Source organism: Oceanimonas doudoroffii (assembly GCF_002242685.1).
GTDB classification, from domain to species: Bacteria; Pseudomonadota; Gammaproteobacteria; order Enterobacterales; family Aeromonadaceae; genus Oceanimonas; species Oceanimonas doudoroffii.
On the sequence record NZ_NBIM01000001.1, the window covers coordinates 672,873 to 698,826 of the forward strand.

The 25,954-nt window shown below is 57.2% G+C and carries 24 protein-coding genes and 3 tRNA genes; 14 read left to right on the forward strand and 13 right to left on the reverse strand.

The features are described 5' to 3' along the window. Positions 1-1,047 carry an extracellular solute-binding protein gene (locus tag B6S08_RS03065; protein WP_094199301.1) on the forward strand — a complete coding sequence of 349 codons (1,047 nt, stop codon included), beginning with the start codon at positions 1-3 and terminating at the stop codon, positions 1,045-1,047. Between the two features lie 44 nt (positions 1,048-1,091). Here B6S08_RS03065 and cobB read toward each other — a convergent pair whose 3' ends face one another. From cobB to B6S08_RS03110, 9 genes are all read right to left on the reverse strand, one after another. Further along, positions 1,092-1,832: a Sir2 family NAD+-dependent deacetylase gene (gene cobB / locus B6S08_RS03070; RefSeq protein ID WP_094200525.1), complete on the reverse strand. Its 741-nt coding sequence runs from the start codon at positions 1,830-1,832 to the stop codon at positions 1,092-1,094. Positions 1,833-1,939: 107 nt separating this feature from the next. Further along, positions 1,940-2,242, reverse strand: coding sequence for an integration host factor subunit alpha (locus B6S08_RS03075; RefSeq protein WP_094199302.1), 303 nt, complete (start codon positions 2,240-2,242; stop codon positions 1,940-1,942). Positions 2,243-2,246: 4 nt separating this feature from the next. After that, the gene (gene pheT, locus B6S08_RS03080; protein ID WP_094199303.1) at positions 2,247-4,634 is read right to left on the reverse strand and encodes a phenylalanine--tRNA ligase subunit beta; all 2,388 of its coding nucleotides are present in this window, start codon (positions 4,632-4,634) and stop codon (positions 2,247-2,249) included. 15 nt (positions 4,635-4,649) lie between these two features. After that, positions 4,650-5,633 carry a phenylalanine--tRNA ligase subunit alpha gene (gene pheS / locus B6S08_RS03085; protein WP_094199304.1) on the reverse strand — a complete coding sequence of 328 codons (984 nt, stop codon included), beginning with the start codon at positions 5,631-5,633 and terminating at the stop codon, positions 4,650-4,652. 155 nt (positions 5,634-5,788) lie between these two features. After that, positions 5,789-6,145: a 50S ribosomal protein L20 gene (gene rplT / locus B6S08_RS03090; RefSeq protein WP_094199305.1), complete on the reverse strand. Its 357-nt coding sequence runs from the start codon at positions 6,143-6,145 to the stop codon at positions 5,789-5,791. A 14-nt stretch (positions 6,146-6,159) separates the two neighbouring features. Continuing rightward, the gene (rpmI, locus tag B6S08_RS03095; RefSeq protein ID WP_094199306.1) at positions 6,160-6,357 is read right to left on the reverse strand and encodes a 50S ribosomal protein L35; all 198 of its coding nucleotides are present in this window, start codon (positions 6,355-6,357) and stop codon (positions 6,160-6,162) included. 74 nt (positions 6,358-6,431) lie between these two features. Beyond that, on the reverse strand, positions 6,432-6,974 hold the full coding sequence (infC, locus tag B6S08_RS03100; protein WP_094199307.1) for a translation initiation factor IF-3: 543 nt from the start codon (positions 6,972-6,974) through the stop codon (positions 6,432-6,434). Next, the gene (gene thrS, locus B6S08_RS03105; RefSeq protein WP_094199308.1) at positions 6,971-8,905 is read right to left on the reverse strand and encodes a threonine--tRNA ligase; all 1,935 of its coding nucleotides are present in this window, start codon (positions 8,903-8,905) and stop codon (positions 6,971-6,973) included. The genes infC and thrS overlap by 4 nt, the downstream gene beginning before the upstream one ends. 188 nt (positions 8,906-9,093) lie before the next feature. Next, positions 9,094-9,534, reverse strand: coding sequence for a tellurite resistance TerB family protein (locus B6S08_RS03110; protein WP_094199309.1), 441 nt, complete (start codon positions 9,532-9,534; stop codon positions 9,094-9,096). Between the two features lie 87 nt (positions 9,535-9,621). Between B6S08_RS03110 and B6S08_RS03115 the strand changes: the two genes are divergently transcribed. The 3 genes from B6S08_RS03115 to B6S08_RS03125 are packed head-to-tail and all read left to right on the forward strand — an operon-like array spanning position 9,622 to position 11,472. Next, a complete protein-coding gene (locus tag B6S08_RS03115) occupies positions 9,622-10,485 on the forward strand; it encodes a fructosamine kinase family protein (protein ID WP_094199310.1) in 864 nt (287 codons plus the stop codon). 8 nt (positions 10,486-10,493) lie between these two features. Beyond that, the gene (locus tag B6S08_RS03120) at positions 10,494-11,240 is read left to right on the forward strand and encodes a pteridine reductase (protein ID WP_094199311.1); all 747 of its coding nucleotides are present in this window, start codon (positions 10,494-10,496) and stop codon (positions 11,238-11,240) included. Between the two features lie 28 nt (positions 11,241-11,268). Beyond that, positions 11,269-11,472: a CPXCG motif-containing cysteine-rich protein gene (locus B6S08_RS03125; protein ID WP_094199312.1), complete on the forward strand. Its 204-nt coding sequence runs from the start codon at positions 11,269-11,271 to the stop codon at positions 11,470-11,472. A gap of 90 nt (positions 11,473-11,562) precedes the next feature. On the opposite strand, the gene B6S08_RS03130 is transcribed toward B6S08_RS03125, so the two are convergent. Further along, the gene (locus B6S08_RS03130) at positions 11,563-12,171 is read right to left on the reverse strand and encodes a riboflavin synthase subunit alpha (protein WP_094199313.1); all 609 of its coding nucleotides are present in this window, start codon (positions 12,169-12,171) and stop codon (positions 11,563-11,565) included. 160 nt (positions 12,172-12,331) lie between these two features. On the opposite strand from B6S08_RS03130, the gene B6S08_RS03135 reads away from it, so the two are divergent. From B6S08_RS03135 to B6S08_RS03155, 5 genes are all read left to right on the forward strand, one after another. After that, positions 12,332-13,720: an MATE family efflux transporter gene (locus B6S08_RS03135; protein WP_094199314.1), complete on the forward strand. Its 1,389-nt coding sequence runs from the start codon at positions 12,332-12,334 to the stop codon at positions 13,718-13,720. Further along, positions 13,665-14,696: a DUF3080 domain-containing protein gene (locus B6S08_RS03140; protein ID WP_094199315.1), complete on the forward strand. Its 1,032-nt coding sequence runs from the start codon at positions 13,665-13,667 to the stop codon at positions 14,694-14,696. The genes B6S08_RS03135 and B6S08_RS03140 overlap by 56 nt, the downstream gene beginning before the upstream one ends. Before the next feature lie 91 nt (positions 14,697-14,787). Beyond that, positions 14,788-14,864, forward strand: a tRNA-Val gene (locus B6S08_RS03145). Positions 14,865-14,876: 12 nt separating this feature from the next. Beyond that, positions 14,877-14,953: transfer RNA gene (locus tag B6S08_RS03150), tRNA-Val, on the forward strand. 12 nt (positions 14,954-14,965) lie between these two features. After that, positions 14,966-15,042, forward strand: a tRNA-Val gene (locus B6S08_RS03155). A 55-nt stretch (positions 15,043-15,097) separates the two neighbouring features. On the opposite strand, the gene B6S08_RS03160 is transcribed toward B6S08_RS03155, so the two are convergent. Beyond that, a complete protein-coding gene (locus tag B6S08_RS03160; RefSeq protein WP_094199316.1) occupies positions 15,098-16,873 on the reverse strand; it encodes a cytochrome c peroxidase in 1,776 nt (591 codons plus the stop codon). Positions 16,874-17,190: 317 nt separating this feature from the next. Between B6S08_RS03160 and aptA the strand changes: the two genes are divergently transcribed. Then, complete coding sequence (aptA, locus tag B6S08_RS03165) at positions 17,191-18,495, forward strand: omega-aminotransferase AptA (protein ID WP_094199317.1); 1,305 nt, start codon at positions 17,191-17,193, stop codon at positions 18,493-18,495. 57 nt (positions 18,496-18,552) lie between these two features. Here the strand turns inward: aptA and B6S08_RS03170 are convergent, their stop codons facing one another. Next, positions 18,553-19,143 carry an FMN-dependent NADH-azoreductase gene (locus B6S08_RS03170; protein WP_094199318.1) on the reverse strand — a complete coding sequence of 197 codons (591 nt, stop codon included), beginning with the start codon at positions 19,141-19,143 and terminating at the stop codon, positions 18,553-18,555. Between the two features lie 683 nt (positions 19,144-19,826). Here B6S08_RS03170 and B6S08_RS03175 point away from each other — a divergent pair. Genes B6S08_RS03175 through B6S08_RS03185 form a run of 3 tightly spaced genes read left to right on the forward strand, consistent with a single transcriptional unit; the run spans position 19,827 to position 24,571 of the window. Beyond that, positions 19,827-21,749, forward strand: coding sequence for a PrkA family serine protein kinase (locus B6S08_RS03175; RefSeq protein ID WP_094199319.1), 1,923 nt, complete (start codon positions 19,827-19,829; stop codon positions 21,747-21,749). 21 nt (positions 21,750-21,770) lie between these two features. Next, the gene (locus B6S08_RS03180) at positions 21,771-23,039 is read left to right on the forward strand and encodes a YeaH/YhbH family protein (protein WP_094199320.1); all 1,269 of its coding nucleotides are present in this window, start codon (positions 21,771-21,773) and stop codon (positions 23,037-23,039) included. Positions 23,040-23,047: 8 nt separating this feature from the next. Next, positions 23,048-24,571 (forward strand): SpoVR family protein, encoded by a 1,524-nt coding sequence (locus tag B6S08_RS03185; protein WP_094199321.1) that lies wholly within the window; start codon positions 23,048-23,050, stop codon positions 24,569-24,571. 34 nt (positions 24,572-24,605) lie between these two features. On the opposite strand, the gene fadR is transcribed toward B6S08_RS03185, so the two are convergent. Next, entirely contained in the window at positions 24,606-25,319 is a 714-nt protein-coding gene (gene fadR / locus B6S08_RS03190) for a fatty acid metabolism transcriptional regulator FadR (protein WP_094199322.1), read from the reverse strand. A 122-nt stretch (positions 25,320-25,441) separates the two neighbouring features. Here fadR and dsbB point away from each other — a divergent pair, with 122 nt between their 5' ends. Continuing rightward, the gene (gene dsbB, locus B6S08_RS03195; protein ID WP_094199323.1) at positions 25,442-25,954 is read left to right on the forward strand and encodes a disulfide bond formation protein DsbB; all 513 of its coding nucleotides are present in this window, start codon (positions 25,442-25,444) and stop codon (positions 25,952-25,954) included.

Below are 25,954 nucleotides of genomic sequence, written 5' to 3' on the forward strand. Positions count from 1 at the left end.
ATGAATATTCGCACTTACTCGCTGGCGGTGGCCCTGGCCACCCTGCCCGCCTTTTCCGTGGCCCAGGAGCGCCTGGCCGTGTACGCCTGGGCCGAATACCTGCCCGAGGCCGTGTTGCATGCCTTTACCAAGGAAACCGGCGTGGCGGTGGATTACGCCAGTTTTGACTCCAACGAGGCGCTCTATGCCAAGCTCAAGCTGCTGCAGACCAGCGGTGCCAGGGAAAGCTATGACGTGATTTTTCCGTCCAGCTACATGCTGAGCAAAATGGCCCGGGAGAACATGCTGCAGCCCCTCGACAAGAGCCAACTGCCCCACTTCGGCCAGCTGGACTCTGCCCTGCTGAATCGGGATTTCGACAAGGGCAATACCTACAGCATGCCCTATGCCTTTGGCAGCACCGCCATTGCCGTTAACCGGGACGAGCTGCCTGATGCCAGCGTGACCGGCTGGGCCGATTTGTGGAACAGTGATTTCAACGGCCAGCTGATGCTGACCGACGACATTCGCGAAAATTTCCAGATGGCACTGCTGACCCTGGGGCATTCCGCCAACAGCAAGGATGGCCAGGAGGTGGCCGCCGCTTATGACAAGCTGGTGGCGTTGAAAGACAATGTGCTGCTGTATAACTCCGACAACCCGCGCATGCCTTATGTGACCGGTGAAACCAGCATCGGCCTGTTGTGGAGCGATCAGGCTTACAAGACCCAGCAGGATGGCCTCAATCTGGAATATGTTTATCCCGAGGAAGGCGCCATCTTCTGGGTGGACAGTGCCGCCATTCCCGCCAACGCCCGCTCCGTGGATGCCGCGCACCGTTTTCTGGATTATCTGATGCGGCCCGAAGTCGCCGCACAGATCATTACCGAGCTGGGACTGGCGGTGCCCAATCGAGGGGCCAAGGCGCTGTTGCCCGCCGACGTGGCGAACAACCCGGTGCTGTTTCCCTCGGCCGAGGTGGTGGCGAACGGCCATTTCCAGGACGATCTGGGCGATGAAGTGCTCGCCATCTACGAACAGTTCTGGGTCAAGCTGCGTACCCAGTGAATGAAAAAGCCCGCCAATGGCGGGCTTTTTTTTCAGCCGTGCATTCAACCTTGTTGCCGAATGGGGGCTCCGGCGAGACCGGTCAGTAACTCCTCCACCCAGGCGCCGACTTCCTGGGTGGCCGGGCCGTAGCGATGGGCATCGAAATGGGTGCGTATTTCGCTGGGCTGCAGGTTGATCTCCAGGGTATGGGCGTTGTGCATGGCCGCCTCGTGTACAAAGCCGGCGGCGGGATAGACATTGCCCGAGGTGCCGATGGCAACGAACAGGCTGGCTTCACTCAAGGCCTGGTAAATATGATCGAGCAGCAGCGGCATTTCTCCGAACCAGACCACATGAGGGCGCAACGGCTCGGGAAACTGGCAGCAATGGCACAGATCCGTGGTGCGCAGATCGCCGCTCCAGTCGACGGTCTGGTTGCTGTGGGGGCAGCGCGCCTTGAGCAGCTCGCCGTGCATGTGCAGCACATTGTGGCTGCCGGCACGCTCGTGCAGATCATCGATGTTCTGGGTGATCAGGGTTACGCGATCCGGCCACTCGGCCTCGAGCCGGGCCAGGGCCTGGTGGGCCGCATTGGGCGCAACGGTTTGCAACAGTGCGCGCCTTTCATTGTAAAAGCGCTGCACCAGCTCGGGATTACGGCGGTAACCTTCGGGCGTGGCCACGTCTTCGATATGATGCTCTTCCCACAGGCCGTCTGCGGCCCTGAAAGTGCGAATGCCGGACTCGGCGGAAATGCCGGCGCCGGTGAGGATCACGATGTTTCCTTTCTGCACGCTGTGCATGCCTCTGCTGATTTCATCCTGCCTCATAGGCTAACAGCCAGTGAGGCGCAGAGCCAATAGTGCCTTAGTCTAAACGCAAAAAGCCAGGCGGTTGCCTGGCTTTGATTTTACTCTGCGTCGTTCAGGGTGGCGTTCTCCACCCGGGCCTTGAGCTTCTGCCCCGGGCGAAAGGTCACCACCCGCCTGGCCGAAATGGGAATGTCTTCCCCGGTCTTGGGATTGCGCCCGGGGCGTTCTCCCTTGTTGCGCAGTTCAAAATTGCCGAAACCGGAAATTTTGACCTGTTCACCCTGTTCAAGCGCACTACGAATTTCCTCAAAGAACGCTTCAACCATGTCCTTGGCATCCCGCTTGCTGATGCCAAGTTTGGTAAACAGGTGCTCTGCTATGTCGGCCTTGGTTAACGCCATAAGCTCAATCCCTCAAGGAAGCATTAAACTCGTCGGAAACCGCCGTTACAATGCGGGCCACGGTGTCGGCGATTTCCTTTTCTTCCAACGTCCGTTGGGTGTCCTGCAGTACCAGGCTGAGTGCCAGGCTCTTTTTGCCCTCGGCAATGCCCTGGCCCTGGTACACGTCAAACAAGTTTAAGCCAACCAGCTGGTTACCGCCAACTTTCCTAACCAAATCAAGGATATCGGCAGCGGCCAGGTTCTGATCGACAACCAGTGCCAGATCGCGGCGGTTGGCCGGGAAACGAGACACCTCCACCGCATTCGGCACTCGGCGTTCGGTCAGGGCGGCCAGCTCGATTTCAAACAGGTACACCTGAGACTTGAGGCCGAGTTTCTTCAGCAGGCTGGGATGCAGGGCGCCAAAGTGACCCACTACCTGACCGCCACGCAGCAGCCGAGCGGATTGCCCCGGGTGCAGGGCTGCCAGCTCGGCGCGCTCGACGCTGAAGGCCAACTCATCGGCGGAGAGGGCCAGCAGGCTTTCCACGTCGCCCTTGAGATCAAAGAAATCGGCACCCTGGCTGCTCATGCTCCAGTGCTCGTCCACCACGGCGCCCAGTATCAGGCCCGCCAGAACCGGGGTCTGGCGCACGCCGTTTTCGGCGGTGTTGTCCGGCACAAAGGTCAGGCCCTGTTCGAACAGACGCAGACGCGACTGCTGGCGGTTCTGGTTGTAGACCGCGGCCTGGATCAGGCCCGGCCACAGTGAGACCCGCATGGCAGACATGTCGGCGGCGATGGGGTTGGGCAACACCATGTGCTCGGCGTTCGGGAACAGCAGTTGCTGCTGGGTCGGATCCACAAAGCTGTAGGTGATGGCTTCCTGGTAACCCGCGTCCACCAGGGCATCCTTGAGCCGGTTCAGCGGCAGTTGCGCCTCACGGTGGGACGACATGGAGAGGTTGGCCCGAGGAGCGACATTGGGAATGTTGTTGTAGCCGTAGATGCGGGCCACTTCTTCCACCAGATCTTCCTCGATGGCAATGTCAAAGCGATAGCTCGGCACTACCACGTTCCAACCCTCGGCGGTGGTGGTGACCTCCAGCCCCAGGCGGGTCAGCATTTCAGTCACCTGACCGGCGTCGATGTCAATACCGATGAGGCGGTTGAGTTTGGCGTGGCGCAGGGTCACGGTGGCGGCCTGAGGCAGCTGATCGTCAGCGACGGCTTCAATGACCGGGCCGGCTTCACCGCCGCAGATGTCCAGCAGCAGGGCGGTAGCCCGCTCCATCACCTTGTGCTGCAGGCGGTAATCCACGCCCCGCTCAAAGCGGTGGGACGAGTCGGTATGCAGGCCGTAGCTGCGGGCGCGACCGGTAATGGCCAGCGGGCTGAAGAAGGCACACTCCAGCAGCACGTGCCGAGTATTTTCGGTCACGCCGGTGGCTTCGCCACCAAAGATACCGGCCATGGCCACCGGGCGCTCGCTGTCGGCAATCACCAGGGTGTCGGTGTTCAGGGTCACTTCGTTGCCGTCGAGCAGGGTCAGTTTTTCGCCTTGCTCCGCCTGACGAACCACAATACCACCGTTCAGGGTATTGAGGTCAAAGGCGTGCATGGGCTGGCCCCATTCCAGCAGCACGAAATTGGTGATGTCCACCACGGGATCGATGCTGCGAATACCGCTGCGACGCAGTTTTTCCTGCATCCACAGTGGCGTCTCGGCCTTGACGTTGATGTTCTTCACCACCCGGCCCAGGTAACGGGGACAGGCGGCGGGCGCTTCCAGGCGAATGTCGAGCCGATCGTCAATGGCGGCGGGCACGGCGGCGATCTCGGGCCAGGCCACATCCTGATTGTTGAGCACTCCCACTTCCCGAGCCAGGCCGGCGAGACTCAGGCAGTCGGCGCGGTTGGGGGTCAGATCCACCTCGACAATGACGTCGTTCAGGGCCAGATAGTCACGCACGTCGGTACCGACCGGCGCATCGGCGGGCAGCTCGATAATGCCGTCGGACTCCACATCGATACCCAGCTCACCGTAGGAGCACAGCATGCCGTGAGACGGCTGGCCGCGCAGCTTGGCCTTCTTGATTTTGAAATCACCGGGCAGCACGGCGCCAACCACGGCCACCGCCACCTTCAGGCCCTGACGGCAGTTAGGGGCGCCACAGACGATGTCGAGCAGCTCGTCACCGCCCACATTGATTTTGGTGACGCGCAGCTTGTCGGCGTCCGGGTGCTGGCCGCACTCCACCACTTCACCCACAACGACCTGGCTGAAGTCGCCGGCCACCGGCTCGATGCCGTCCACTTCCAGACCGGCCATGGTGATCTGCTCGGCAAGGGCCTCGGCGTTAAGACCGGTGTTGATCCATTCATCCAGCCATGATTTTGAAAACTTCATTATTGCTCCTGCCGCTTACCGGAATTGCTTGAGAAAACGCAGATCATTTTCGAAGAAGGCACGCAGATCGTTGACGCCGTAACGCAGCATGGTCAGACGCTCTACGCCCATGCCAAAGGCAAAGCCGCTGTAACGCTCGGGGTCGATGCCTACCGAGCGCAGTACGTTCGGGTGCACCATGCCGCAGCCAAGCACTTCCAGCCACTTGCCGTTCTTGCCCATCACGTCCACTTCGGCACTGGGCTCGGTGAACGGAAAGTAGGACGGACGGAATCGAATCTGCAGATCTTCTTCAAAAAAGTTGTGCAGAAAGTCGTGCAGTACGCCCTTGAGCTGGGTGAAGCTGACGTTTTCATCCACCAGCAGGCCTTCCACCTGGTGGAACATGGGGGTGTGGGTCTGATCGTAGTCGTTACGATATACCCGGCCCGGCGAGATGATGCGAATGGGCGGCTGCTGCTGTTCCATGGTACGGATCTGCACGCCGGAGGTCTGGGTGCGCAGCATCAGCTTGGGGTTGAAATAGAAGGTGTCGTGATCGGCTCGGGCCGGATGATGGGCCGGAATGTTCAGCGCATCGAAGTTGTGGAAATCGTCTTCGATTTCCGGACCCTCGGCCACTTGAAAACCCAGCTCGCCAAAAAACGATTCGATACGCTTGATGGTGCGGCTGACCGGATGCAGGCCACCGCTGGCCTGGCGACGGCCCGGCAGGCTGATATCCAGGGTTTCTCCGGCCAGCTTGGTATTGAGCTCGGCCAGTTGCAGGGCATCGCGCTTGCTATTGAGCGCGTCGTTAACGGCCTGCTTGGCCTGGTTGATGGCCTGGCCCGCGGCGGGACGCTCTTCCGGAGACAGCTTGCCGAGCGCCTTGGACTGCTCGGTAAAGGTGCCCTTCTTGCCCATGTAGCGAACCCGGATTTCATCCAGTTCGGCGGCAGTGGCGGCAGCCTGGATCTCCGCCTGCGCCTTGACGATCACGTCTTCCAGCTGATCCATGTATTCCTCGTTGACTTGCCCGTATACACGGACGCTAAATAATAGAAAAGGCCTTGATAATAAAGGAAATGCCTTGTTGCTTCCACCGCTGAACCGGGGGGAAGTCAATAAAAAAAGGAGGCCGTAGCCTCCTTTGAAAACCATTGAAGTCCGGCTTACGCCAGGGCCTCTTTCGCTTTGGCAACCAGAGCGGTGAAGGTGGCCTTGTCGTGCACGGCGATGTCAGCCAGGATCTTGCGATCGATTTCAACGGAAGCCTTCTTCAGGCCATCGATGAAGCGGCTGTAGGACAGGCCGTTCTGACGGGAAGCCGCGTTGATACGGGCAATCCACAGCTGACGGAACTGACGCTTTTTCTGGCGACGGTCGCGGTAAGCGTACTGGCCGGCCTTGGTAACGGCCTGCACGGCAACGCGATAAACGCGTGAACGGGCACCGTAATAACCTTTGGCCTGCTTCAGAATTTTCTTGTGACGCGCGCGCGCAGTTACACCACGTTTAACTCTTGGCATTGTTCACTCTCCTCTTAAGCGGTGGGCAGCATGGATTTGATCTGGGCAACGTCGCAGGCTGCTACCAGACACTTACCGCGCAGCTGACGCTTACGCTTGGTGCTTTTCTTGGTGAGGATGTGACGCAGGTGGGACTGCTTGCGCTTGAAACCACCAGAGCCGGTCTTCTTGAAGCGCTTGGCAGCGCCCTTGTTGGATTTCATCTTAGGCATGAAATACTCCGCATTGTTAATAACATCAAACAGACAAGGCGAGCCGGGCGTAATGCCCGGCTACTTGCTGAACCTTACTGTTTCTTTTTAGGGGCAAGCACCATGACGGCCTGACGACCTTCCAGCTTGGGAAAGGATTCGACCAGGGCCAGTTCATCGAGATCGCCTTTGATGCGGTTAAGCAAATCAAAGCCGATTTCCTGGTGGGCCATTTCACGACCGCGGAATCGCAGCGTGACTTTGGCCTTGTTGCCTTCTTCCAAAAAGCGAACCAGGTTGCGTAGCTTTACCTGATAGTCGCCTTCATCGGTACCGGGCCGGAATTTAACTTCCTTGACCTGGATTTGTTTCTGCTTTTTCTTCTGTTCCTTGGTGGCCTTGCTCTTCTCGTAGAGGAACTTGCCGTAATCCATGATACGGCAAACGGGCGGCTCGGCATTGGGACTGATTTCCACCAGATCGACGCCCGCCTCACTGGCGGCGCTCAGTGCCTCATTGATGGACACGACCCCCAATGCTTCACCTTCCAGGCCGACCAGACGAACTTCTTTCAGTCGGATTTCTTCATTCAGTCGATTGCGGGGAGCGGGCTTGCCCCCTTTTTTGGCGCCTTTTATAACCTATCCTCCACTGTTTTCTTTCCGCGGGTTTGAATCTCCTGCTGAATGAGCGCTGTCAGCTCTTCAACGTCAAAGGTACCGAGATCCTGCCCTTTCCGGGTACGGACCGCAACCTTGCCGGCTTCGACTTCTTTGTCGCCGCACACCAGCATGAAAGGTACCCGCTTTAGAGTATGCTCGCGGATTTTAAAGCCAATTTTTTCATTTCTCAAGTCTGCACGGGCTCGAATGCCAACATTATTCAGTGACGCGACCAGGTTTTTGGCATAGTCGGCCTGATTGTCGGTAATGTTGAGCACCACCGCCTGGGTGGGAGCCAGCCAGGTCGGGAACAATCCGGCGTATTCCTCGATAAGAATACCGATAAAACGCTCGATGGAGCCGAGAATGGCGCGATGGATCATCACCGGCACGTGGCGCTCGTTGTCTTCACCCACGTAGCTGGCCCCCAGTCGCCCCGGCAGGGCGAAGTCGAGCTGAACGGTACCACACTGCCAGGCCCGGTTGAGACAGTCGTGCAGGGTAAACTCAATCTTGGGACCGTAGAAGGCGCCCTCGCCCGGTTGCAGCTCATATTCGATGCCGTAGGCCTTGAGTGCTTCTTCCAGGGCCAGCTCGGCCTTGTCCCAGATTTCGTCGCTGCCGATGCGCTGCTCCGGACGGGTAGACAGCTTGACCGCGATATTGGTAAAGCCAAAGGTTTCGTAGGTGTCGTACACCATGCGAATACAGGCTGATACCTCACTCTGGATCTGATCTTCGGTACAGAAGATATGGGCGTCGTCCTGGGTAAAACCACGCACCCGCATCAGGCCATGGAGGGCACCGCTGGGCTCGTTGCGATGACAGCAGCCGAACTCGGCCATGCGCAGGGGCAGATCCCGGTAGGACTTGAGGCCCTGATTGAAGATCTGCACATGCCCCGGGCAGTTCATCGGCTTGATGGCATAGTCCCGGTTCTCGGAGTGGGTGGTAAACATGTTTTCGGCGTACTTGTCCCAGTGGCCGGATTTCTCCCACAGCACCCGGTCCATCATGAAGGGGCCCTTGACCTCTTCATACTGGTATTCCCGCAGCTTGTCGCGCACAAAGGTTTCCAGCTCGCGGAAGATGGTCCAGCCGTCGTTGTGCCAGAACACCATGCCCGGCGCTTCTTCCTGCATGTGATAGAGGTCGAGCTGCTTGCCGATTTTACGATGATCGCGCTTGGCGGCTTCTTCCAGTTGCAGCAGGTACGCCTTGAGCGCCTTCTTGTCGGCCCAGGCGGTCCCGTAAATGCGCTGCAGCATCTTGTTTTTGGAATCGCCACGCCAGTAAGCGCCGGATACCTTCTGCAGCTTGAAATGCTGGCAGAAACGCATGCTGGGCACATGAGGGCCCCGGCACATGTCGATGTATTCTTCGTGATGATACAGGCCGGGCTTGTCGTGCTGGCTGACGTTCTGATCGAGGATTTCGATCTTGTACGGCTCATGCCGACGGGCAAAGGTGTCCCGTGCTTCCTGCCAGCTCACCTTCTTCTTGACCACCGCATATTCGGTCTTGGCCAGCTCCAGCATGCGGGCTTCCAGCTTCTGAATGTCTTCCTCGGTCAGGGTGTGCTCGAGATCCACATCGTAATAAAAGCCGTTGTCGATTACCGGACCAATGGCCATGCGGGTTTCGGGCCACAGTTGCTTGATGGCGTGACCGAGCAGGTGGGCGCAGGAGTGGCGAATGATCTCGAGGCCATCCTGATCCTTGGCGGTGATGATCGACAGGCTGGCGTCATGGCTGATGAGCTCACAGGCGTCCGCCAGCTCACCATCGATACGACCGGCAATGCAGGCCTTGGCCAGGCCCGGGCCGATGTCCTGGGCGACCTCCATGATGGAGACGGGATGCTCGAAATGGCGTTGGCTGCCATCGGGAAGAGTAATTGTCGGCATGAAATGTCCTTGACAGTGGTGCACCCTACCAAAGCGCACATGTATGTGTGAAATAAGGTTGTCGTTTTACCGTCCCGACCATCTGGCGTTACCTTGCCAGCCTGGCACGCAATTGGTGTTACCCGGCGGCACAGGTCGGGAGCGCAAAGCCTAACAGAATTCATGACCGGCCGCCATGCGCCATCGCCTCAGTCGGCCCCCTTCTGCGCCCTGTGCTTTAGCTGAATAAAGCGGCTGTGCGGAATATAGAGCAGCTCCGCCACCTGACGCACGATGCCCTCCTCCTGCTGGTCCAGTTCGCCATCGGCCAGGGCCATGTGCCACAAGGCCTGTAAAATGGCCTCGCGTCGTGTCGCCGGCAGGGCCCGCAGGTGTGTGGTAAATTCAAACAGGGAAATGGCTTGCTGCTGTCGTGCCCTGCCCTGTTCAAGCCATAGTTCCAGTTGTTGTGCCTCGTCCCGGAACAAGCGCCGGAACAGGCTCTGCAACCGACGCTGCTCGGCATCACTAGCACTGCCATCGGCCAGCATCACCTCGACCAGCAGGGCCGCTACCGCGGCCTCCTCGGACAGCTCGGCGGCGGTTTCACCCGGGTTGCCGGACAGCCATTGCTTGAGTTGTTTTATCATACTATCTCCATGGTGAAGAGGATGGCCGGCCGACGCCGGCGTATGGCCTATACTGTGGCAAAACCGGTACCGTGGAGTGAAGCGCTTATGTGGCCCGTTATTGCCAGTCAGATCAGCGAGGCGATTGACGCCGAATTTGCCATTACCGAACGCAAGCCCCTCAGCGGTGGTGAAATCAACCAGGCCTTTCGTGTCAGCGATGGCCACCGCCACTTTTTCGTTAAATTGAATGACCGTGCCGGCGTCGATATGTTCCGCACCGAGTGGACCAGCCTTGAGCATTTACTCAATACCCAGACCGTGAAGGTGCCCCGCCCTGTCTGCTGTGGCACCACGGTGAGCAGCAGTTTTCTGGTATTGGAATACCTGGCCCTGGGCAGTGCCGAAGAGCAGGACTGGCACATGCTGGGCCGGCAGCTGGCCCATCTGCACAAGGGCAGCTCCCAGCCCATGTATGGTTGGGACGAGGACAATTTTATCGGCACCACGGTGCAACCCAATGCCTGGCATAAAAAATGGGCCACCTTTTTTGCCGAGCAGAGAATAGGCTGGCAACTGAAGTTGCTGGAAGAAAAGGGCCAGTATTTTGGGGATATCGAAGAAATTGTCGGTGCCATCAAAAACCGCCTTGCCAGTCACCAACCTCGGGCATGTCTGTTGCATGGAGATTTATGGCGTGGCAACCTTGGATTCAGTGAGCGACAGGGCGTGCTGTTTGATCCGGCCAGTTATTTTGGTGATCGGGAAACGGATATTGCCATGACCGAGTTGTTTGGCCAGTTTCCCCGCGTCTTTTACCAGGGTTACGACGCTGTCTGGCCCCGGGAAGAGGGTTACCGTGCCCGCCGCGAGATCTACAACCTCTATCACCTGCTCAATCACGTCAATCTCTTTGGGAACCCTTATCTGCAGCAGGCAAAAACCAGCCTGCTGCGCATTATCGCCAGTTAGGAGAAGTCATGCCGCAACCCGTGGTGTTGATTACCGGCGCCGCCAGGCGCATTGGAGCCTCAATCAGTCGTCACCTTCACCAGCGGGGATACCGCCTGGTACTGCATTTTCATCACAGCGAGGCCCTGGCCAGGGAGCTGGCCGACAGTCTGAATCATGAACGCCCCGACAGCGTACACTTGTTGCAACAGGATCTGACCCGGCTTGACGAACTCAATGCCCTGGCAGATCGGGCCTTGGGCTGTTTTGGCCGCCTCGACGCCCTGGTCAACAACGCCTCTGCCTTCTATCCCACCGCCATGGGTGAGATCACTCCGGCCCAGTGGCTCGAGCTGTCGGCCACCAATGCCGCTGCCCCGCTGCTACTGAGCCAGGCCCTGCTGCCGGCGCTGAAAAAGCAACGGGGGGCTATCGTCAATATGGTGGATATTCACGCCAAAAATGGCCTGCAGCATCATCTCCCCTACAGCATGGCCAAGAATGCCCTGGCCACCCTGACCCGAGGGCTTGCGGCGGAGCTGGCTCCCGAGGTGCGAGTCAATGGCATCGCCCCCGGCGCCATCATCTGGCCCGAGCACGAGCTGGATGAGCAACAGAAGCAAACCGTGCTCAAGTCGGTGCCCATGGGGCGGCTGGGTGAGCCGGAAGAAATCGCCGAGACGGTGGCCTTTTTGCTGGAAGGGCCGGCCTACCTCACTGGTCAGATCATCGCGCTGGATGGCGGCCGCACCTGCCGTAGCCTGCCGGAGGCCTGAGCCCGCCGCCAACATGAAGGAGTTACATATGCGTGACTATTTTGAGCAAAACATTGTCTGCCCTCATTGCGGCCATCATACCCGTCTTGTGGTGGATGCGTCCGAAGGTGATCAGGACTATTACGAAGATTGTCAGGCCTGTTGTAACGCCATACATGTTTGTATTGAGCGAGATGAGCTAAGCGATGAGGTGCGTGTTCGCGTGGATGCCGATGATGAGCAGTACTTTTGAACCAGGCTGGTGTTATACCTAGCTCATGTATGTTGGCATAACATATTCATGTTAATAAAGCCGGGTATACCCGGCTTTTTCTTGTCTGCTTCAGGCGCGGCTCGCCATTACCCGCTCCACGGTGTCCACTATGGCCTGGGTTTGCGGATCCACTTCGATATTGGCCAGGTAACCGGGCTGTACCCTCCCCAGGTTGGTGCGAGCCAGGGTTTCCGGTATCAGGTGCACGGCAAAGCCTGTATTATTCACCTCCCCCAGGGTCAGGCTGATGCCGTCAATACCGATATACCCCTTGGTAAACAGATATTTGCCAAGACCGGAGGGCATGGCAAAACGCAACATGGTGTTGCTCTCGGTTTCAACTCGCTCAAGCAGTTCGCTCTGCCCCATAATGTGCCCCGACATGGCGTGGCCACCAATATCATCGCCAAAGCGCGCAGCCCGTTCCAGGTTGACACCATCGCCGCGCTTCAGCTGACCCAGATTGGTCACCCGCAGGGTTTCCTGCATCAGGTCAAAACTGACCTGTTCTCCCTCAATGGCCGTGACCGTCAGGCAGCAACCATTATGGGCAACCGACGCCCCCAGGGCCAATCCCGGCAGCATCTCGGCCGGCATGGCCACCACATGGGTGCGAAAATCGGTTTTTTCAATCACATCCAGCAGGATGCCCTGCCCTTGCACAATTCCGGTAAACATCGCGAAAATCCATCACAAAACAGTTCAAAATAATGGGAAACGGCCTGAATAACCGTTATATTCCCGCTATATTACGATGCACCCGACATCGTCGTCAGCAGGAATTCAATTCAGCGGCCTGAATGCCGGTTTTCAGGCGCCATTCCCAAGCGAGAAAAGCATGTCTTTCACCCCATATTTTGCCGAAACACGGCATTTGCTGCGGCTGTGCGGCCCCATTCTGGTGGCGCAGGTAGCCCAGACCACCATGAGTTTTGTCGACACCGTCATGGCCGGCCAGATCAGTGCCACCGATATGGCGGCGGTGGCCGTGGCCACAAGCTTCTGGCTGCCGATCATTTTGCTGGTGCAGGGGGTGGTCATGGCACTCACCCCCATCATATCGCAACTCAACGGCGCCCGTCGTCACCCGGAGGTGGCCGGCGCCGTCCATCAGGGTTTCTGGCTTACCCTGATGGTCATGGTGCCAGCCTGGCTGGCCCTGTATTTCTCGCCCCAGGTGCTGCACTGGATGGACGTAGAACCCCTGCTGGCAGAGAAAACCACCGGCTACCTGCACGGCATTCTGTGGGGCATGCCCGCCTATGCCCTGTATCAGGTACTACGCAATTTCAGTGAAGGCCTGTCCCATACCCGGCCCACCATGGTCATCGGCTTTATTGGCCTGACGGTGAACGTGCCCGCCAACTATGTGCTGATCCACGGCAAATTCGGCCTGCCCCAGCTCGGCGGCGTGGGCTGTGGTTATGCCTCGGCGTTGGTATTCTGGGCCATGTTGATCGCCATGGTGGTGTATACACAACGCTCCAGCCTGCTTAGCCGCTTCGGTGTCTTTGCCGCCGTTACCGCCCCGGATCTGGCCCGCATCGGGCGCATTTTCCGCCTTGGCTTCCCTATTGCCATGGCCATTTTCTGCGAAGTTACCCTGTTTACCGTGGTGGCATTGCTATTGGCTCCACTGGGGGCCGATGTGGTGGCCGGGCATCAGATCGCCATCAATTTTTCCAGCCTGATTTTCATGCTGCCACTGAGCCTTGGCATGGCACTGACCATCAGGGTGGGACACAGCCTGGGCGAAGGCATGGCCGAACAGGCCAAGGTTGCCAGCGTCTCGGGCATCGTCTTTGGTTGCCTGCTGGCGGTGTGCACGGCTCTGGCCACCGCCCTGTCCCGGTACTGGATAAGCGGTATCTATACCGACAACGATTACGTGCTGGAACTGGCCGCCAGCCTGCTGTTGCTGGCGTCTCTGTATCAGATTTCCGACTCGGTGCAGGTCATTGGTGCCGCCGCCCTGCGTGGTTACAAAGACACCCAGATGATTTTCTACATTACCCTGCTGGCCTACTGGCTGTGCGGCCTGCCGGTAGGCATGGTACTGGGACTGACCGACTGGCTGGTGCCCGCCATGGGCCCTCACGGCTTCTGGATTGGTTTTCTGGTAGGCTTGACCATAGCGGCAATCCTTTTGATTCGGCGGTTACGTAAAATTTATGAACGGGTCCATCATCGCAATATTGCTGGCCTGCCTCTGGTTGACGGGGTGTAATGACCGGCAGGCTCTTAAACCCGCCTTTGACACCTACCTGAGTCGTGTCGCCAATGTGTTGGGAGTCGATGCTCCCTCTCTTGGCGAACCACCGCCGCTGCCCACATTGCCTGCCCAGCGCCGACTGCAATTGCCCCAGCCGCGCGTCAGCGCCGGCCTGCTCGACACCCTGAAACTGGGAGAATGCCGGCTGCTGGGGCTGGTGAGTGAGCACAACAGCCCCATTGGTAAAAGCCAAAACGCCGGCGCCGTGCTGCTGTACCACCTGCATTTTCAGCAAGGCCTTGAGGACTGCCTGGCACAGAGTCACGATGACGAGTTGCACGCCTGGCTGGCCGCATTGCAACAACAAAAAGCACCGCTATTGCCCGGCTATCACTGGAACATGATGGTGGCCGAGCCGGAGATACGAGCAGCCCTCACTCCCCGCCAGCGGCCGGTGCCGCCGGATCACCGCGGTTTTCAGTCAACCCTCCACGCCTTTGCCCTGTTTGCCGACCTCCAGCGACAGGCCGCAGGCCACCTCTCACTGAAAGGCATTGACGCCACCGAGTTCAATTCGCGCCTGGGTGGCCTTTATAACAATCATTACCTGGGCGAACTCTATTATTCATTGCACAGCGCCGCCCATTACCTGCAGCAAAGCCTCGACTTTCTGCAACGACTGACCCAGTTCGACTGTGACCCGGCAGGACAGGCCGACGCCGAACGGCTGCGCAATGCCATGGAACATTACTACATTAAGGACATTCAGGGGCAGCTGAGCGAGCTGGACCGCCGCTTTGTTCAACTCGCCCCCCTGCTGGCCCAAAGCCTGTCGGCACCGACGGAGCGATATTCGGCCATGGCCGAATATCGCAACTGGTACGCCTCCGGCCTTGAAAGCCAGATCTATGTTCGCTACCGTCGCCTGACCCTCGAGCACGCCAGGGCATGGCAAGACTTTCTGCGCCGGTGCAATCTTTCACCGGGATGAGCAATTGTTCTCCATCCGGTTGTTGTGGAAGAAAAAAGGCTTGCCCAGCCCCGGCCCCTTGGCTAGTATACGCAGCGCCTGAAGGCACGATGCGTTCTTAGCTCAGTTGGTTAGAGCACCACCTTGACATGGTGGGGGTCGGTGGTTCGAATCCACTAGAACGCACCAATTTTTACATAAGCGTCCTTAGCTCAGTTGGTTAGAGCACTACCTTGACATGGTAGGGGTCGGTGGTTCGAATCCACTAGGACGCACCAATTTTAAATCAGGCGTTCTTAGCTCAGTTGGTTAGAGCACCACCTTGACATGGTGGGGGTCGGTGGTTCGAATCCACTAGAACGCACCAGATTGCAAAAGCCCGCTCACCGAGCGGGCTTTTTGTTATGCCTGACTCGTCAGTATCATGGCGTCGCGGCGATGTGCGTATCGCTCAATGCCCTGATGTAGGCAGCCAGCGCCTTTTCTTCTTCGGGATAGAAGTCAAACTGACCCACCACAATGGGCGCGGCATTGAAAAACTCGGGCTCCGGCCAGCAATCGCTTGCACGCGCTTCGGCTTCAGTCGCATTGGCAACCGGCGAGTCAATCACGTCGTAGTTGGCAATAAAGGGGTTGCCAAAGGGAATCGGATTGGGCCTGCGTTCACCTTCCGGCACATGGTCGCAACGTTTTTTCAGGTCGCGGCTGCCGTAGAAGTGAATGATGCCCTCCAGGCTCTTGAAGTAACCATTATGTGCAAATGCCTTGACGAAATTTGGCTCTTCACCTTTGGCAACTTCGCGCAGGGTGGGAGAACGGAACTCACCCGGGTGAATCTCGGTTCCGCTATAGAAGTTATGGCTAACATGCCCCACCAAACCTGCGATCTCTCCCTTGACGGTATTGGGAATATCACGATTAAAGGGGACGCCGATATTGTGATAACCCTGATCGGTATAAAGCTGACGCGGCTCGGTGCCGTCATCAACAAAAGGCCTGTCTGCATGGCATGCGACACAGAGCGCGGCGATACCTCTGCCAGCAAACTGAGGATTACCCGTCACAATGGGGCCACTGGCGTTTTGGCGAAGAGGGCCAGGGTTACCATCATTTAGGCTGTCAGGCGCACTTTCTATGCCATAAAAAATATCATGGCCGCGGTTTATTTCCCTAATCTCGTAAGGTTTTAAACCTGTACCCACAAAGGCCAGGGGAAACTCACCCCAGGTGGCTTGATCCGGCTTTACGTTTTCCAGCTGGTTACACAGCTGAGTTGAGGCATATGAAGCAAAGTCTACCTCCCCCTTACAGCCGAGCTCCCGGTACAGGGCAAGATCCCTCAACGAACTGAATGAGTTGACATCCGGTGAGCCCTGATAGGCGGACAACGCCAGGGCTACACGCCTGAACACCATCTTGTGATCAAGCCTATTGGGATTGGTGGAACAACTTACCGGCTCCCCAAATGCCTTTTCATAAAGTCGCTTGTGAGCCCCTTTCACCTTCATGCAAATCTTGCGTTCGCCCGCATTTTGTTCAATACCGGGCTGAGCCGGATTCAAAGCCTGATCGGCCAATGCTCCGAGAAAAGGGGCGTATTCCTGCTCCAGATCGATGTACGAGTTCCAGCCAACTCTTATCTTACGCAACCGCAGGCTTTCCATGGTCACCGTTTCGCTGACCGCACCATCCCCTTCGGGGTAAGAGCCCACAGGGCCGGTGCCTTCGGCCCGCCCATCCCAGAACACCCCCCCGCACCATTCAACCAACCCGAAAGGATTATTTTCATTACAGGGCTGAAAATGCCGGGCAAAACTGCCATACGCCACGGTAGGCGGCTTTATTTTGCCGCGATCATCGGGTTGTGCACCGGGGCTTCCCACCGGACCCAGGTTGGTATCAGAATCAGGGAAAGTCCAGCCCTGGTTGGGATCGTGGCAGGATACGCAGCCCTGAGCATTACTGGGGGTCGACATATCTTCATCAAAAAATACATGTTTACCGAATTCAGCCAGTGCCTGCTGCTGCTCGGTATATGTGACGGCCTGGGATTGAACTTGGGGAGCAAACGATAATATCGCCATGGTTATCAGGGATACATTAATGATTATTTTTTTCCCCGAAGACTTCAGCGGTAATGAAGGTTGTAAATCGGTGGACGTTGCCGCCCGACCCAATGGTTGGCTATTTATGGTCATGGAAATCTCCTTATTTCGGGGTAGAGCGACCTACCACCTAAAAGTTTAGCCAGCCACAGGTCCGAAGTGAGTCCTAACTATGGCACTATTGATAACTTTCCCGCACAGTATTCATGGTTAATTTCTCGGTTTTGAAATTAATTGTCTTATATTTGAATTGCATGTTGGCATAATTCACTTCACTGAATCGTTATCATGTTGAAGTCAGCCAAACTGAACATTGAGCCACCGTCATTTTCCCCCCCTGTTATTTTGTTCACACTGGTTGTCATTCCGCGCCCGGGGCGCCCATCACAAGAGTCCAAGAGAGTGCCGCTATGAACAACCCCTCCCTGAACACCCACTGGATGCCGTTTACCCCCAACAAGGGCTTCAAGGCCAGTCCCCGTATGCTCACCGGTGCCAAAGGCATGCACTGGATCACCGACGACAACCGCCAGGTCCTGGACATGACTGCCGGCCTTTGGTGCTGCAACGCCGGCCACGGCAACCCGCATATTGCCGAGGCCATCGCCCGCCAGGCCCGGGAGCTCGACTATGCCCCCTGCTTCGGTTTTGGCCACCCGCTGGCGTTTGAGTTGTCGGAGCGGCTCGCCCACCTTGCGCCGGGCAACCTGAATCGCGTGTTTTATACCAATTCCGGCTCTGAGTCGGTGGAAACCGCCCTGAAAATGGCCCTGGCCTACCACCACGCCCGAGGAGAGGCCGGGCGCCAGCTGTTTATTGGCCGGGAACGCGGTTATCACGGGGTCAACTTCGGCGGCATCGCGGTGGGTGGCATCACCAACAACTACAAGGCCTTTGGCCAGTGGCTGCCTACCGACCACTTATCTCATACTCAGGATCTGCGCCGAAACGCCTTTTCCCGTGGTCTGCCCCTGCATGGCGGCATAGACATGGCCAACGAGCTGGAAAAACTCATACGCCTGCACGATGCCAGCCGCATTGCCGCCGTCATTATTGAACCCATTAGCGGCGCCGGCGGCGTATTGCCTCCTCCCGTCGGTTACCTGCAGCGCATTCGGGAGATCTGCGATCAACATGGCATATTGCTTATCTTTGACGAGGTGATCTGTGGCTTTGGTCGTACCGGCGAGGCCTTTGCCAGCCAGACGTTCCAGGTGCAGCCTGACATCATGACTACCGCCAAGGGGCTGACCAACGGCGCCGCCCCCATGGGGGCCGTGCTGGCCGGTGATCATGTTTACGATGCCGTCATGGAAGCCAGCGCCAGCGGCGTTGAGTTCTTCCATGGCTACACCTATTCGGCTCATCCCCTCGCCTGTGCCGCCGCCATGGCCACCCTGGATGTGTATGAACAGGACGGTCTGTACCAGCGCGGCGACGCCGATGGCGAAATCAGCCAATACTTTGAAAGAGGTTTGCACAGCCTGAAAGGCCTGCCCGGCGTCATCGACATTCGCAATTACTCGCTGATCGCCGCCGTGGAATTCGATGCCCCCGCCGGCACCGACATACAAGCCATGGCATGGGAACAAGGGCTGATGCTGCGCTCCCTGGGCAATGCCATCGCCATGTCCCCTCCCCTTATTCTTGAAAAGGAGCATGTGGATCAGACCGTCGGCATTCTGGAGCGCTGTATTCGCCAACACTTTAAATGATCCCGCATACAAAAAAGGGCTGCAAAAGCAGCCCTTTGTCATGTTACGACATCAACTTTAGCCGGCGGCCAGCTCGCTCAGCAGGCCGCGAGCCTCACTCAGCCCAGATTCACGGCCCTCTCCGCTCATGGCCAGGCCTTCCGCGTATACGAACTCAACGTCCCGGATCCCCACAAACCCGAGCACGGTCCGCATGTAAGGCGTGATCATATCGAGGTCGCTGCCCTGGTATTGGCCGCCACGGGTGGATACCACCACTGCCTTCTTGCCGGTCAGCAGCCCCTGAGGACCCTGCTCGGTATAACGGAAGGTAACGCCGGCCCGACAGATCAGATCGACCCAGGCTTTGAGCTGTACCGGTACATGAAAGTTATACATGGGTGCGGAAATAACCACGCGGTCCGCGGTTTTCAGCTCCGCCACCAGCTCATCGGAGAGCGCCAGCAATTCACGCTGACGTTCATTGAGGTTATCTCCGCCACGCAAAGCCTGGGCGCCTTCACCATCCAGCATCGGCAGCGGCGAGGCGGCCAGATCCCGCACTCGAACCTGAGGCTCATCGACAAGGGAGGTGAAATAGTCCAGCAGGCGGCCGGATTCGGAGTGCTCTCCCAGTATGCTGGATTTCAGTATCAGTGTTTGAGTCATGGTCTGGCTCCTTGGTGCAGTAATATTGAATAAGTGTAACCAACGCTTGTTGGCGGGGTGATTAGCTTGATGTCAGCTTAAGGCAGGCTTTGCAGGGATAAAACAGGAATTTGGCGGTCAAGATATTCAAATTATTCGAACCAAGACATTATTCGAAATCTAACCATGACGTCAACGTAAACTTGAAATTCAGGCAAAAGAAAACCCTCGGCTGGCGAGGGTCAAACAAACGGAAACGTGCTTAAACAGAGCTATGCATACCGTCTAACGACTTGCTCTCATTGAGTGCAGCGAATGGCTAGACCGTGATGCTGGTTCAATGTAACCGGAGCAAAATGTGAAGTCAACGTAAAACACCATAAATATTCCCGACATTTACCTTCCACCGCACCATCATTACGTTAACGTTATGGTTAGACAAAAACACGAATCTGACATCGCAGCGTCACCGTGAATGGACTCTCTCGAACCATTCCGCCGTCTCTTCCCCAGGTGGCTCCATGTGAAAACTCCCTACCGCGTCAGGCCTTACATCGATGGCAAGCACAATTCTTTGTTTTTTCCGCACCTTACACGAGCACAATGACGAAACCATGACTAACCTTATTCGTAAAGGATGTGAAATGTGTGTGCGCGCGGCTCTGTCTTGATCAGAAGCCAAAAGTTAACCGGGGGGAATGACCATGGGTATTTTCGAGCACTATCAAATGCGCTATGAAAAGGCCAAGGAAGAGGAATACAGCCTGCAGGAGTTCCTCGACCTGTGCCGTGATGACAAGGGTTGTTATGCCTCCGCTTCCGAGCGGTTGCTGATGGCCATTGGTGAGCCGGAGATGATTGACACCGCCCAGGTGCCACGATATAGCCGGCTGTTTTCAAACCGGGTAATCGCCCGCTATCCCGCTTTCGCCGACTTTTTTGGCATGGAAGAAAGCATTGAACAAATCGTTTCCTACCTCAAGCACGCCGCTCAGGGGCTGGAAGAAAAGAAACAGATCCTCTATCTGCTGGGCCCGGTGGGTGGCGGTAAATCGTCTCTGGCCGAATGCCTCAAGGCACTGATGCAGAAGGTGCCCATTTATCGAATCAAGGGCTCGCCGGTCAATGACCATCCCTTCTGCCTGTTTGACATGAACGAAGACGGCCCTGTGCTGGAGCAGGAATACGGCATACCCCGTCGTTACCTGAGACCCATCATGTCGCCATGGGCGGTCAAGCGTCTGCACGACTACGGCGGCGACATTACCCGCTTTCGAGTTGAAAAGGTCTACCCATCGGTGCTCGACCAGATTGCCGTGGCCAAGACCGAGCCAGGCGATGATAACAACCAGGATATTTCTTCACTGGTGGGTAAGGTCGACATTCGTAAACTGGAGCACTACGCCCAGGACGATGCCGATGCCTACTCCTATTCCGGTGCCCTGTGCAAAGCCAACCAGGGCATGATGGAATTCGTGGAGATGTTCAAGGCGCCCATCAAGGTACTGCACCCGCTGCTGACCGCGACCCAGGAAGGAAACTATAACGGTACCGAGGGCCTCTCCGCCCTGCCCTTTGAAGGCATCATTCTGGCCCACTCCAACGAGTCGGAATGGCAGCACTTCAAGCACAACAAGAACAACGAGGCCTTCCTTGACCGGGTCTATATCGTCAAGGTGCCTTATTGCCTGCGAGTGACCGAAGAAGTCGAAATCTACCAGAAGCTGCTGACCCACAGTGAGCTGTCCACCGCCAAGTGTGCGCCAGGCACCCTTGAAACCCTGGCCCAGTTTACCGTGCTGTCACGGCTCAAGGAGCCGGAGAACTCCAGCATCTATTCCAAGATGCGGGTCTACGACGGTGAAACCCTTAAAGACACGGATCCCAAGGCCAAGTCCTATCAGGAATACCGGGACTACGCCGGCGTGGACGAAGGCATGACCGGCCTGTCTACCCGTTTTGCCTTCAAGATCCTGTCCCGCGTATTCAACTTTGACCATGCCGAGGTGGCCGCCAACCCGGTGCATCTGTTCTATGTGCTTGAGCAGCAGATTGAGCGGGAGCAGTTCCCCCAGGAAGTGCACGATCGCTACCTGGAATTCATCAAGGGATATCTGATTCCCAAGTACGTCGAGTTTATCGGCAAGGAAATTCAGACCGCCTACCTCGAGTCCTATTCCGAATATGGCCAGAACATCTTCGACCGTTACGTGACCTACGCCGACTTCTGGATACAGGATCAGGAATACCGGGATCCCGATACCGGCCAACTGTTCGACCGCAGCGCGCTCAATGCCGAGCTGGAGAAAATTGAGAAACCTGCGGGCATCAGCAATCCCAAAGACTTCCGCAACGAAATCGTCAACTTCGTACTGCGGGCGCGGGCCAACAATGCAGGCAAAAATCCCAACTGGACCAGCTACGAAAAGCTCAGAACCGTTATCGAGAAGAAGATGTTCTCCAATACCGAAGAGCTGCTGCCGGTTATCTCCTTCAATGCGAAAACCAGTGCCGACGAGCAGAAAAAGCACGACGACTTCGTGGATCGCATGATGGAGAAAGGATATACCCGCAAACAGGTCCGTCTGCTGTCCGAATGGTACCTGCGGGTACGCAAGTCAAGCTGACGGCAATCAGTTGGGGGAAATATGGCGCATTTTATCGACAGACGACTGAATGGCCGCAACAAGAGCGCTGTTAATCGGCAGCGCTTTATCCGCCGCTACAAACAACAGCTCAAAAAGGCGGTGTCGGACGCGGTGCTCAAACGCAGCATTCAGGATATCGACAAGGGCGAGAGTGTCTCCATTCCCACCCGGGACATCTCCGAGCCCCTATTTCATCACGGCAAGGGAGGTCAGCGCGACCAGGTTCATCCGGGAAACGATCAGTTCGTAACCGGTGACCGGGTAGACCGGCCTTCAGGAGGCGGTGGTGGTGGATCTGGCCAAGGGGAAGCCAGTAACCAGGGGGAAGGTCAGGACGATTTTGTATTCCAGATCTCCAAGGAAGAATACCTGGATCTGCTCTTTGATGGCCTTGAGCTGCCCAACCTGGAGAAAAACAAGCTTAACAAGATCAGCGAGATGAAAACCTTTCGCGCCGGCTACACCGCCGATGGCGTACCGGCCAACATCAACGTGGTGCGTTCCCTGCGCCAGTCCTTGGCTCGGCGCACCGCCCTGCAGGCGGGCAAGAAGAAAAGCGTGGCAGAGCTTGAGCAGGAGCTGGCAGAGCTTGGCAAACGCCCCGCGGAAAACTATGTCCGCATTCAGCAACTGGAAGACGAGATTGCCGAGCTCAAGCGGCGTATTGCGGCGGTGCCTTTTATCGACACCTTCGACTTGCGCTACAACAACTTCGTCAAGCGACCGGTGCCGTCAACCCAGGCGGTGATGTTTTGCCTGATGGACGTATCCGGCTCCATGGATCAGGCCACCAAGGACATGGCCAAACGGTTCTACCTGCTGCTGTATTTGTTTCTTACCCGCAGCTACAAGAACGTGGACGTGGTGTTTATTCGTCACCACACCCAGGCCAAGGAGGTGGACGAACAGGAGTTTTTCTACTCCCAGGAAACCGGCGGTACCATCGTCTCCAGTGCCCTGCAGCTGATGAAGGAAGTCATGGCCGAGCGTTATCCGGCGGATCAGTGGAATATCTATGCCGCCCAGGCTTCCGATGGTGACAACTGGGCCGACGACTCACCGTTATGTCGGCAGTTACTACACAAAGACATCATGCCGCTGGTGCGCTATTACGCCTATATAGAAATTACCAACCGGGCCCATCAGAGCCTGTGGCACGAGTACGAGTCCATTGCCCGGCAGTACTCGACCTTTGCCATGGAGCATATACGTTCGGTAGAAGACATCTATCCCGTGTTCCGGGAACTTTTCAAGAAACAGGCGGCGTGAGGTGAAGCATGGCACAAGCACTCAAAAAGCGCCGGCCGCTCAGCGACGGGCCGGACTGGACCTTCGACTTGCTCGAGTCCTACCACAAGGAAATTGCCCGAATCGCCAACAGTTACGGGCTTGATACCTACCCCAACCAGATAGAGATCATTACCGGCGAACAGATGATGGATGCCTATTCCAGCATCGGCATGCCTATTGGCTACCATCATTGGTCCTACGGCAAGAAGTTCATTCAGACCGAGCAAAACTACAAGCGTGGCCAGATGGGACTGGCCTACGAGATCGTCATCAACTCCAACCCCTGCATCGCCTACCTGATGGAGGAAAACACCATGCCCATGCAGGCGCTGGTGATGGCCCACGCCTGCTATGGCCACAACTCCTTTTTCAAGAACAACTACCTGTTCAAGACCTGGACCGATGCCGAGTCGATTATCGATTACCTGCTGTTTGCCAAGCACTACATTACCGAATGCGAAGAAAAGTACGGCGTATCCGAGGTGGAGAGCCTGCTGGATAGCTGCCATGCCCTGATGAACTATGGGGTGGATCGCTATAAACGGCCGCAGAAACTGTCACTGGCGGAAGAGCGTCGGCGCCAGAAGGCCCGCGAAGCCTACCTGCAGACCCAGGTCAATGAATTGTGGCGCACCCTGCCCCGCATGGATGATTCAAAAGAAAAGCAAAAGCTGCGTTATCCTCGAGAGCCGGAAGAGAACCTGCTGTATTTTATTGAAAAGCACGCACCTCTGCTGGAACCCTGGCAGCGCGAAATCGTGCGCATCGTGCGCAAGATAAGCCAGTATTTCTACCCGCAGAAACAGACGCAGGTCATGAATGAAGGCTGGGCCACTTTCTGGCATTACACCATCTGCCAGCACATGTACGACGAGGGCCTGGTTACCGACAAGTTCATGATGGAAATACTGCACAGCCATACCAATGTGGTATATCAGCCCCCCTATAACAGCAAGTATTACTCGGGCATCAACCCTTACGCCCTGGGTTTTGCCATGTTTCAGGATCTGCGCCGTATCTGCGAGCAGCCCACCGAGGAAGACAAGGCCTGGTTTCCGGATATCGCAGGAGCCGACTGGGTCAAAACCCTGCACTTTGCCATGGAAAACTTCAAGGACGAGAGTTTCGTCAGCCAGTTTCTTTCCCCCAAGGTCATGCGTGACTTTCACCTGTTCGCCGTGGCCGACGACGACACCCGCAATTATCTGGAGATTTCCGCCATTCACGACGAATCCGGCTACCGGGCCCTGCGCCAGACCATGTCGAACCAGTACAACCTGTCCAACCTGGAGCCCAACATTCAGGTGTACAACGTGGAGGTCAAGGGAGACCGTTCATTGACCCTGCGCCACGTGCCCCACAATCGTATTCCTCTGTCGGATTCCTGCCATGAGGTGATCAAACACGTGCACCGGCTGTGGGGCTTTGATGTGTTGCTGGAGCAGGAAGAAGCCGATGGCAGCGGCACCCTGCTGAGCCGCTGCCCCACCAAGCAGGAGCCAAAGGCCTGAACCAAAAACGCCTCTCATCGAGAGGCGTTGTTTATTAGGGCTGCACCAGGGTGTCGGGCAGTTGCTCGCGCATGTCCTGCCACAGACGACCCGACGCCTTGCCATAGTCCCGAATCAGCTCCGCCACGTCCTCCGCCTGCCCTGCCCGCACATGCGCGGCCAGGGCACGGTAATAGTCGGCGGCCAGGGCCCGCGCGGCGCCAAGGGAAAAGTAGTATCGCCCCACCCGACAGTACAAACCTTTAAAGCCGTTCAGAATAAGTCCGTAGATGGGATTGCCAGAAGCAAAGGCCAGGCGCTGATGCAAGCGGTAGTCATAGCTGGCGTAGGCCTCGGCCTCGTTGTTTAGATAGTCATGGCCGTCCAGGGCCTGAAGCGCGGCGTCGGGATCATGGCGAATGGCACCGCGAATAAAGATGGTGCTGATGTGGGTGCGAGCCGAGAGCAGGTGCTCGATAAGCTCGGGCCGCTTGTCGGCATCGAGCCGCGCCAGGGTCTCGAGAATGTTGAGGCCGGAGGTTTCCCAGAAATTGTTGACCCGGGTCGGTTTGCCGTGCCGAATGGTCAGCCAGCCATCGCGGGCCAGACGGTGCAGCACTTCCCGCAAGGTGGTGCGGGTAACGCCAATCAACTCCGACAGCTCACGCTCTGCCGGCAGAATAGAGCCGGGCGGAAAGCGGCTGTTCCAGATGGACTCTATGATATATTCTTCCGCAAACCCGGCGGGGCTCTGTGCCTTGATGACCATGAAACCACTCTGTATTGCAAAGGTTAAAAACGGTGAAAAACGCCCAAAATAATAACAGAGCCGACCAGTTGGTCACAAGCACGGCCCTCTCGACCGCAGTCATCAACAACAAAGGAAATGGCGTGAACCAGTTCTCCCGCTCTCGCCCGGCCTGGGCCCTGCTCACCCTGTCCAGCACCGGCCTGCTGCTGACGGCACTGTACTACCAGTATTTGGAAGGATATGCCCCCTGCGTCATGTGTGTTTATCAACGCGCAGCCCTCTGCGGCATCATCGTGGCCGGCCTGCTCGGCTGGCTGGCGCCGGCACACCGGGTGGTCAGTCATGTCGCGCTGGCGGGCTGGCTGTTCGCTTCGGTGGAAGGTTTTTTGCTGGCAAAGGAGCACGTGGGCTATCAGCTCAATCCTTCTCCCTTTCACCAGTGCTCAACGGTGGCGGAGTTTCCCGTTTGGTTTCAGCTGGAAGCCTGGTGGCCGGCCCTGTTCTTTCCCAGTGGGGACTGTGCGTCCATCGACTGGCACTGGCTGGGCTTATCGATGCCACAGTGGCTGATGGGCATTTTCGGTGGAATGGCCGCCCTGGCGGCGTTCTTTATTGGTGTGCGGGTGGCGGCTATGGTGAGGCGTGAAGGCTGA

Bases quoted from the DNA above. Each gene is read 5' to 3' on its own strand.
- B6S08_RS03130 (WP_094199313.1), bottom strand. From the start codon at position 12,171: ATGTTTACCGGAATTGTGCAAGGGCAGGGCATCCTGCTGGATGTGATT.
- rplT (WP_094199305.1), bottom strand. From the start codon at position 6,145: ATGCCAAGAGTTAAACGTGGTGTAACTGCGCGCGCGCGTCACAAGAAA.
- pheT (WP_094199303.1), bottom strand. From the start codon at position 4,634: ATGAAGTTTTCAAAATCATGGCTGGATGAATGGATCAACACCGGTCTT.
- rpmI (WP_094199306.1), bottom strand. From the start codon at position 6,357: ATGCCTAAGATGAAATCCAACAAGGGCGCTGCCAAGCGCTTCAAGAAG.
- cobB (WP_094200525.1), bottom strand. From the start codon at position 1,832: ATGCACAGCGTGCAGAAAGGAAACATCGTGATCCTCACCGGCGCCGGC.
- B6S08_RS03075 (WP_094199302.1), bottom strand. From the start codon at position 2,242: ATGGCGTTAACCAAGGCCGACATAGCAGAGCACCTGTTTACCAAACTT.
- B6S08_RS03110 (WP_094199309.1), bottom strand. From the start codon at position 9,534: ATGATAAAACAACTCAAGCAATGGCTGTCCGGCAACCCGGGTGAAACC.
- B6S08_RS03135 (WP_094199314.1), top strand. From the start codon at position 12,332: ATGTCTTTCACCCCATATTTTGCCGAAACACGGCATTTGCTGCGGCTG.
- thrS (WP_094199308.1), bottom strand. From the start codon at position 8,905: ATGCCGACAATTACTCTTCCCGATGGCAGCCAACGCCATTTCGAGCAT.
- fadR (WP_094199322.1), bottom strand. From the start codon at position 25,319: ATGGTCATCAAGGCACAGAGCCCCGCCGGGTTTGCGGAAGAATATATC.
- aptA (WP_094199317.1), top strand. From the start codon at position 17,191: ATGAACAACCCCTCCCTGAACACCCACTGGATGCCGTTTACCCCCAAC.
- B6S08_RS03160 (WP_094199316.1), bottom strand. From the start codon at position 16,873: ATGACCATAAATAGCCAACCATTGGGTCGGGCGGCAACGTCCACCGAT.
- B6S08_RS03175 (WP_094199319.1), top strand. From the start codon at position 19,827: ATGGGTATTTTCGAGCACTATCAAATGCGCTATGAAAAGGCCAAGGAA.
- B6S08_RS03180 (WP_094199320.1), top strand. From the start codon at position 21,771: ATGGCGCATTTTATCGACAGACGACTGAATGGCCGCAACAAGAGCGCT.
- B6S08_RS03115 (WP_094199310.1), top strand. From the start codon at position 9,622: ATGTGGCCCGTTATTGCCAGTCAGATCAGCGAGGCGATTGACGCCGAA.
- B6S08_RS03065 (WP_094199301.1), top strand. From the start codon at position 1: ATGAATATTCGCACTTACTCGCTGGCGGTGGCCCTGGCCACCCTGCCC.
- B6S08_RS03170 (WP_094199318.1), bottom strand. From the start codon at position 19,143: ATGACTCAAACACTGATACTGAAATCCAGCATACTGGGAGAGCACTCC.
- B6S08_RS03185 (WP_094199321.1), top strand. From the start codon at position 23,048: ATGGCACAAGCACTCAAAAAGCGCCGGCCGCTCAGCGACGGGCCGGAC.
- B6S08_RS03140 (WP_094199315.1), top strand. From the start codon at position 13,665: ATGAACGGGTCCATCATCGCAATATTGCTGGCCTGCCTCTGGTTGACG.
- B6S08_RS03120 (WP_094199311.1), top strand. From the start codon at position 10,494: ATGCCGCAACCCGTGGTGTTGATTACCGGCGCCGCCAGGCGCATTGGA.
- pheS (WP_094199304.1), bottom strand. From the start codon at position 5,633: ATGGATCAGCTGGAAGACGTGATCGTCAAGGCGCAGGCGGAGATCCAG.
- B6S08_RS03125 (WP_094199312.1), top strand. From the start codon at position 11,269: ATGCGTGACTATTTTGAGCAAAACATTGTCTGCCCTCATTGCGGCCAT.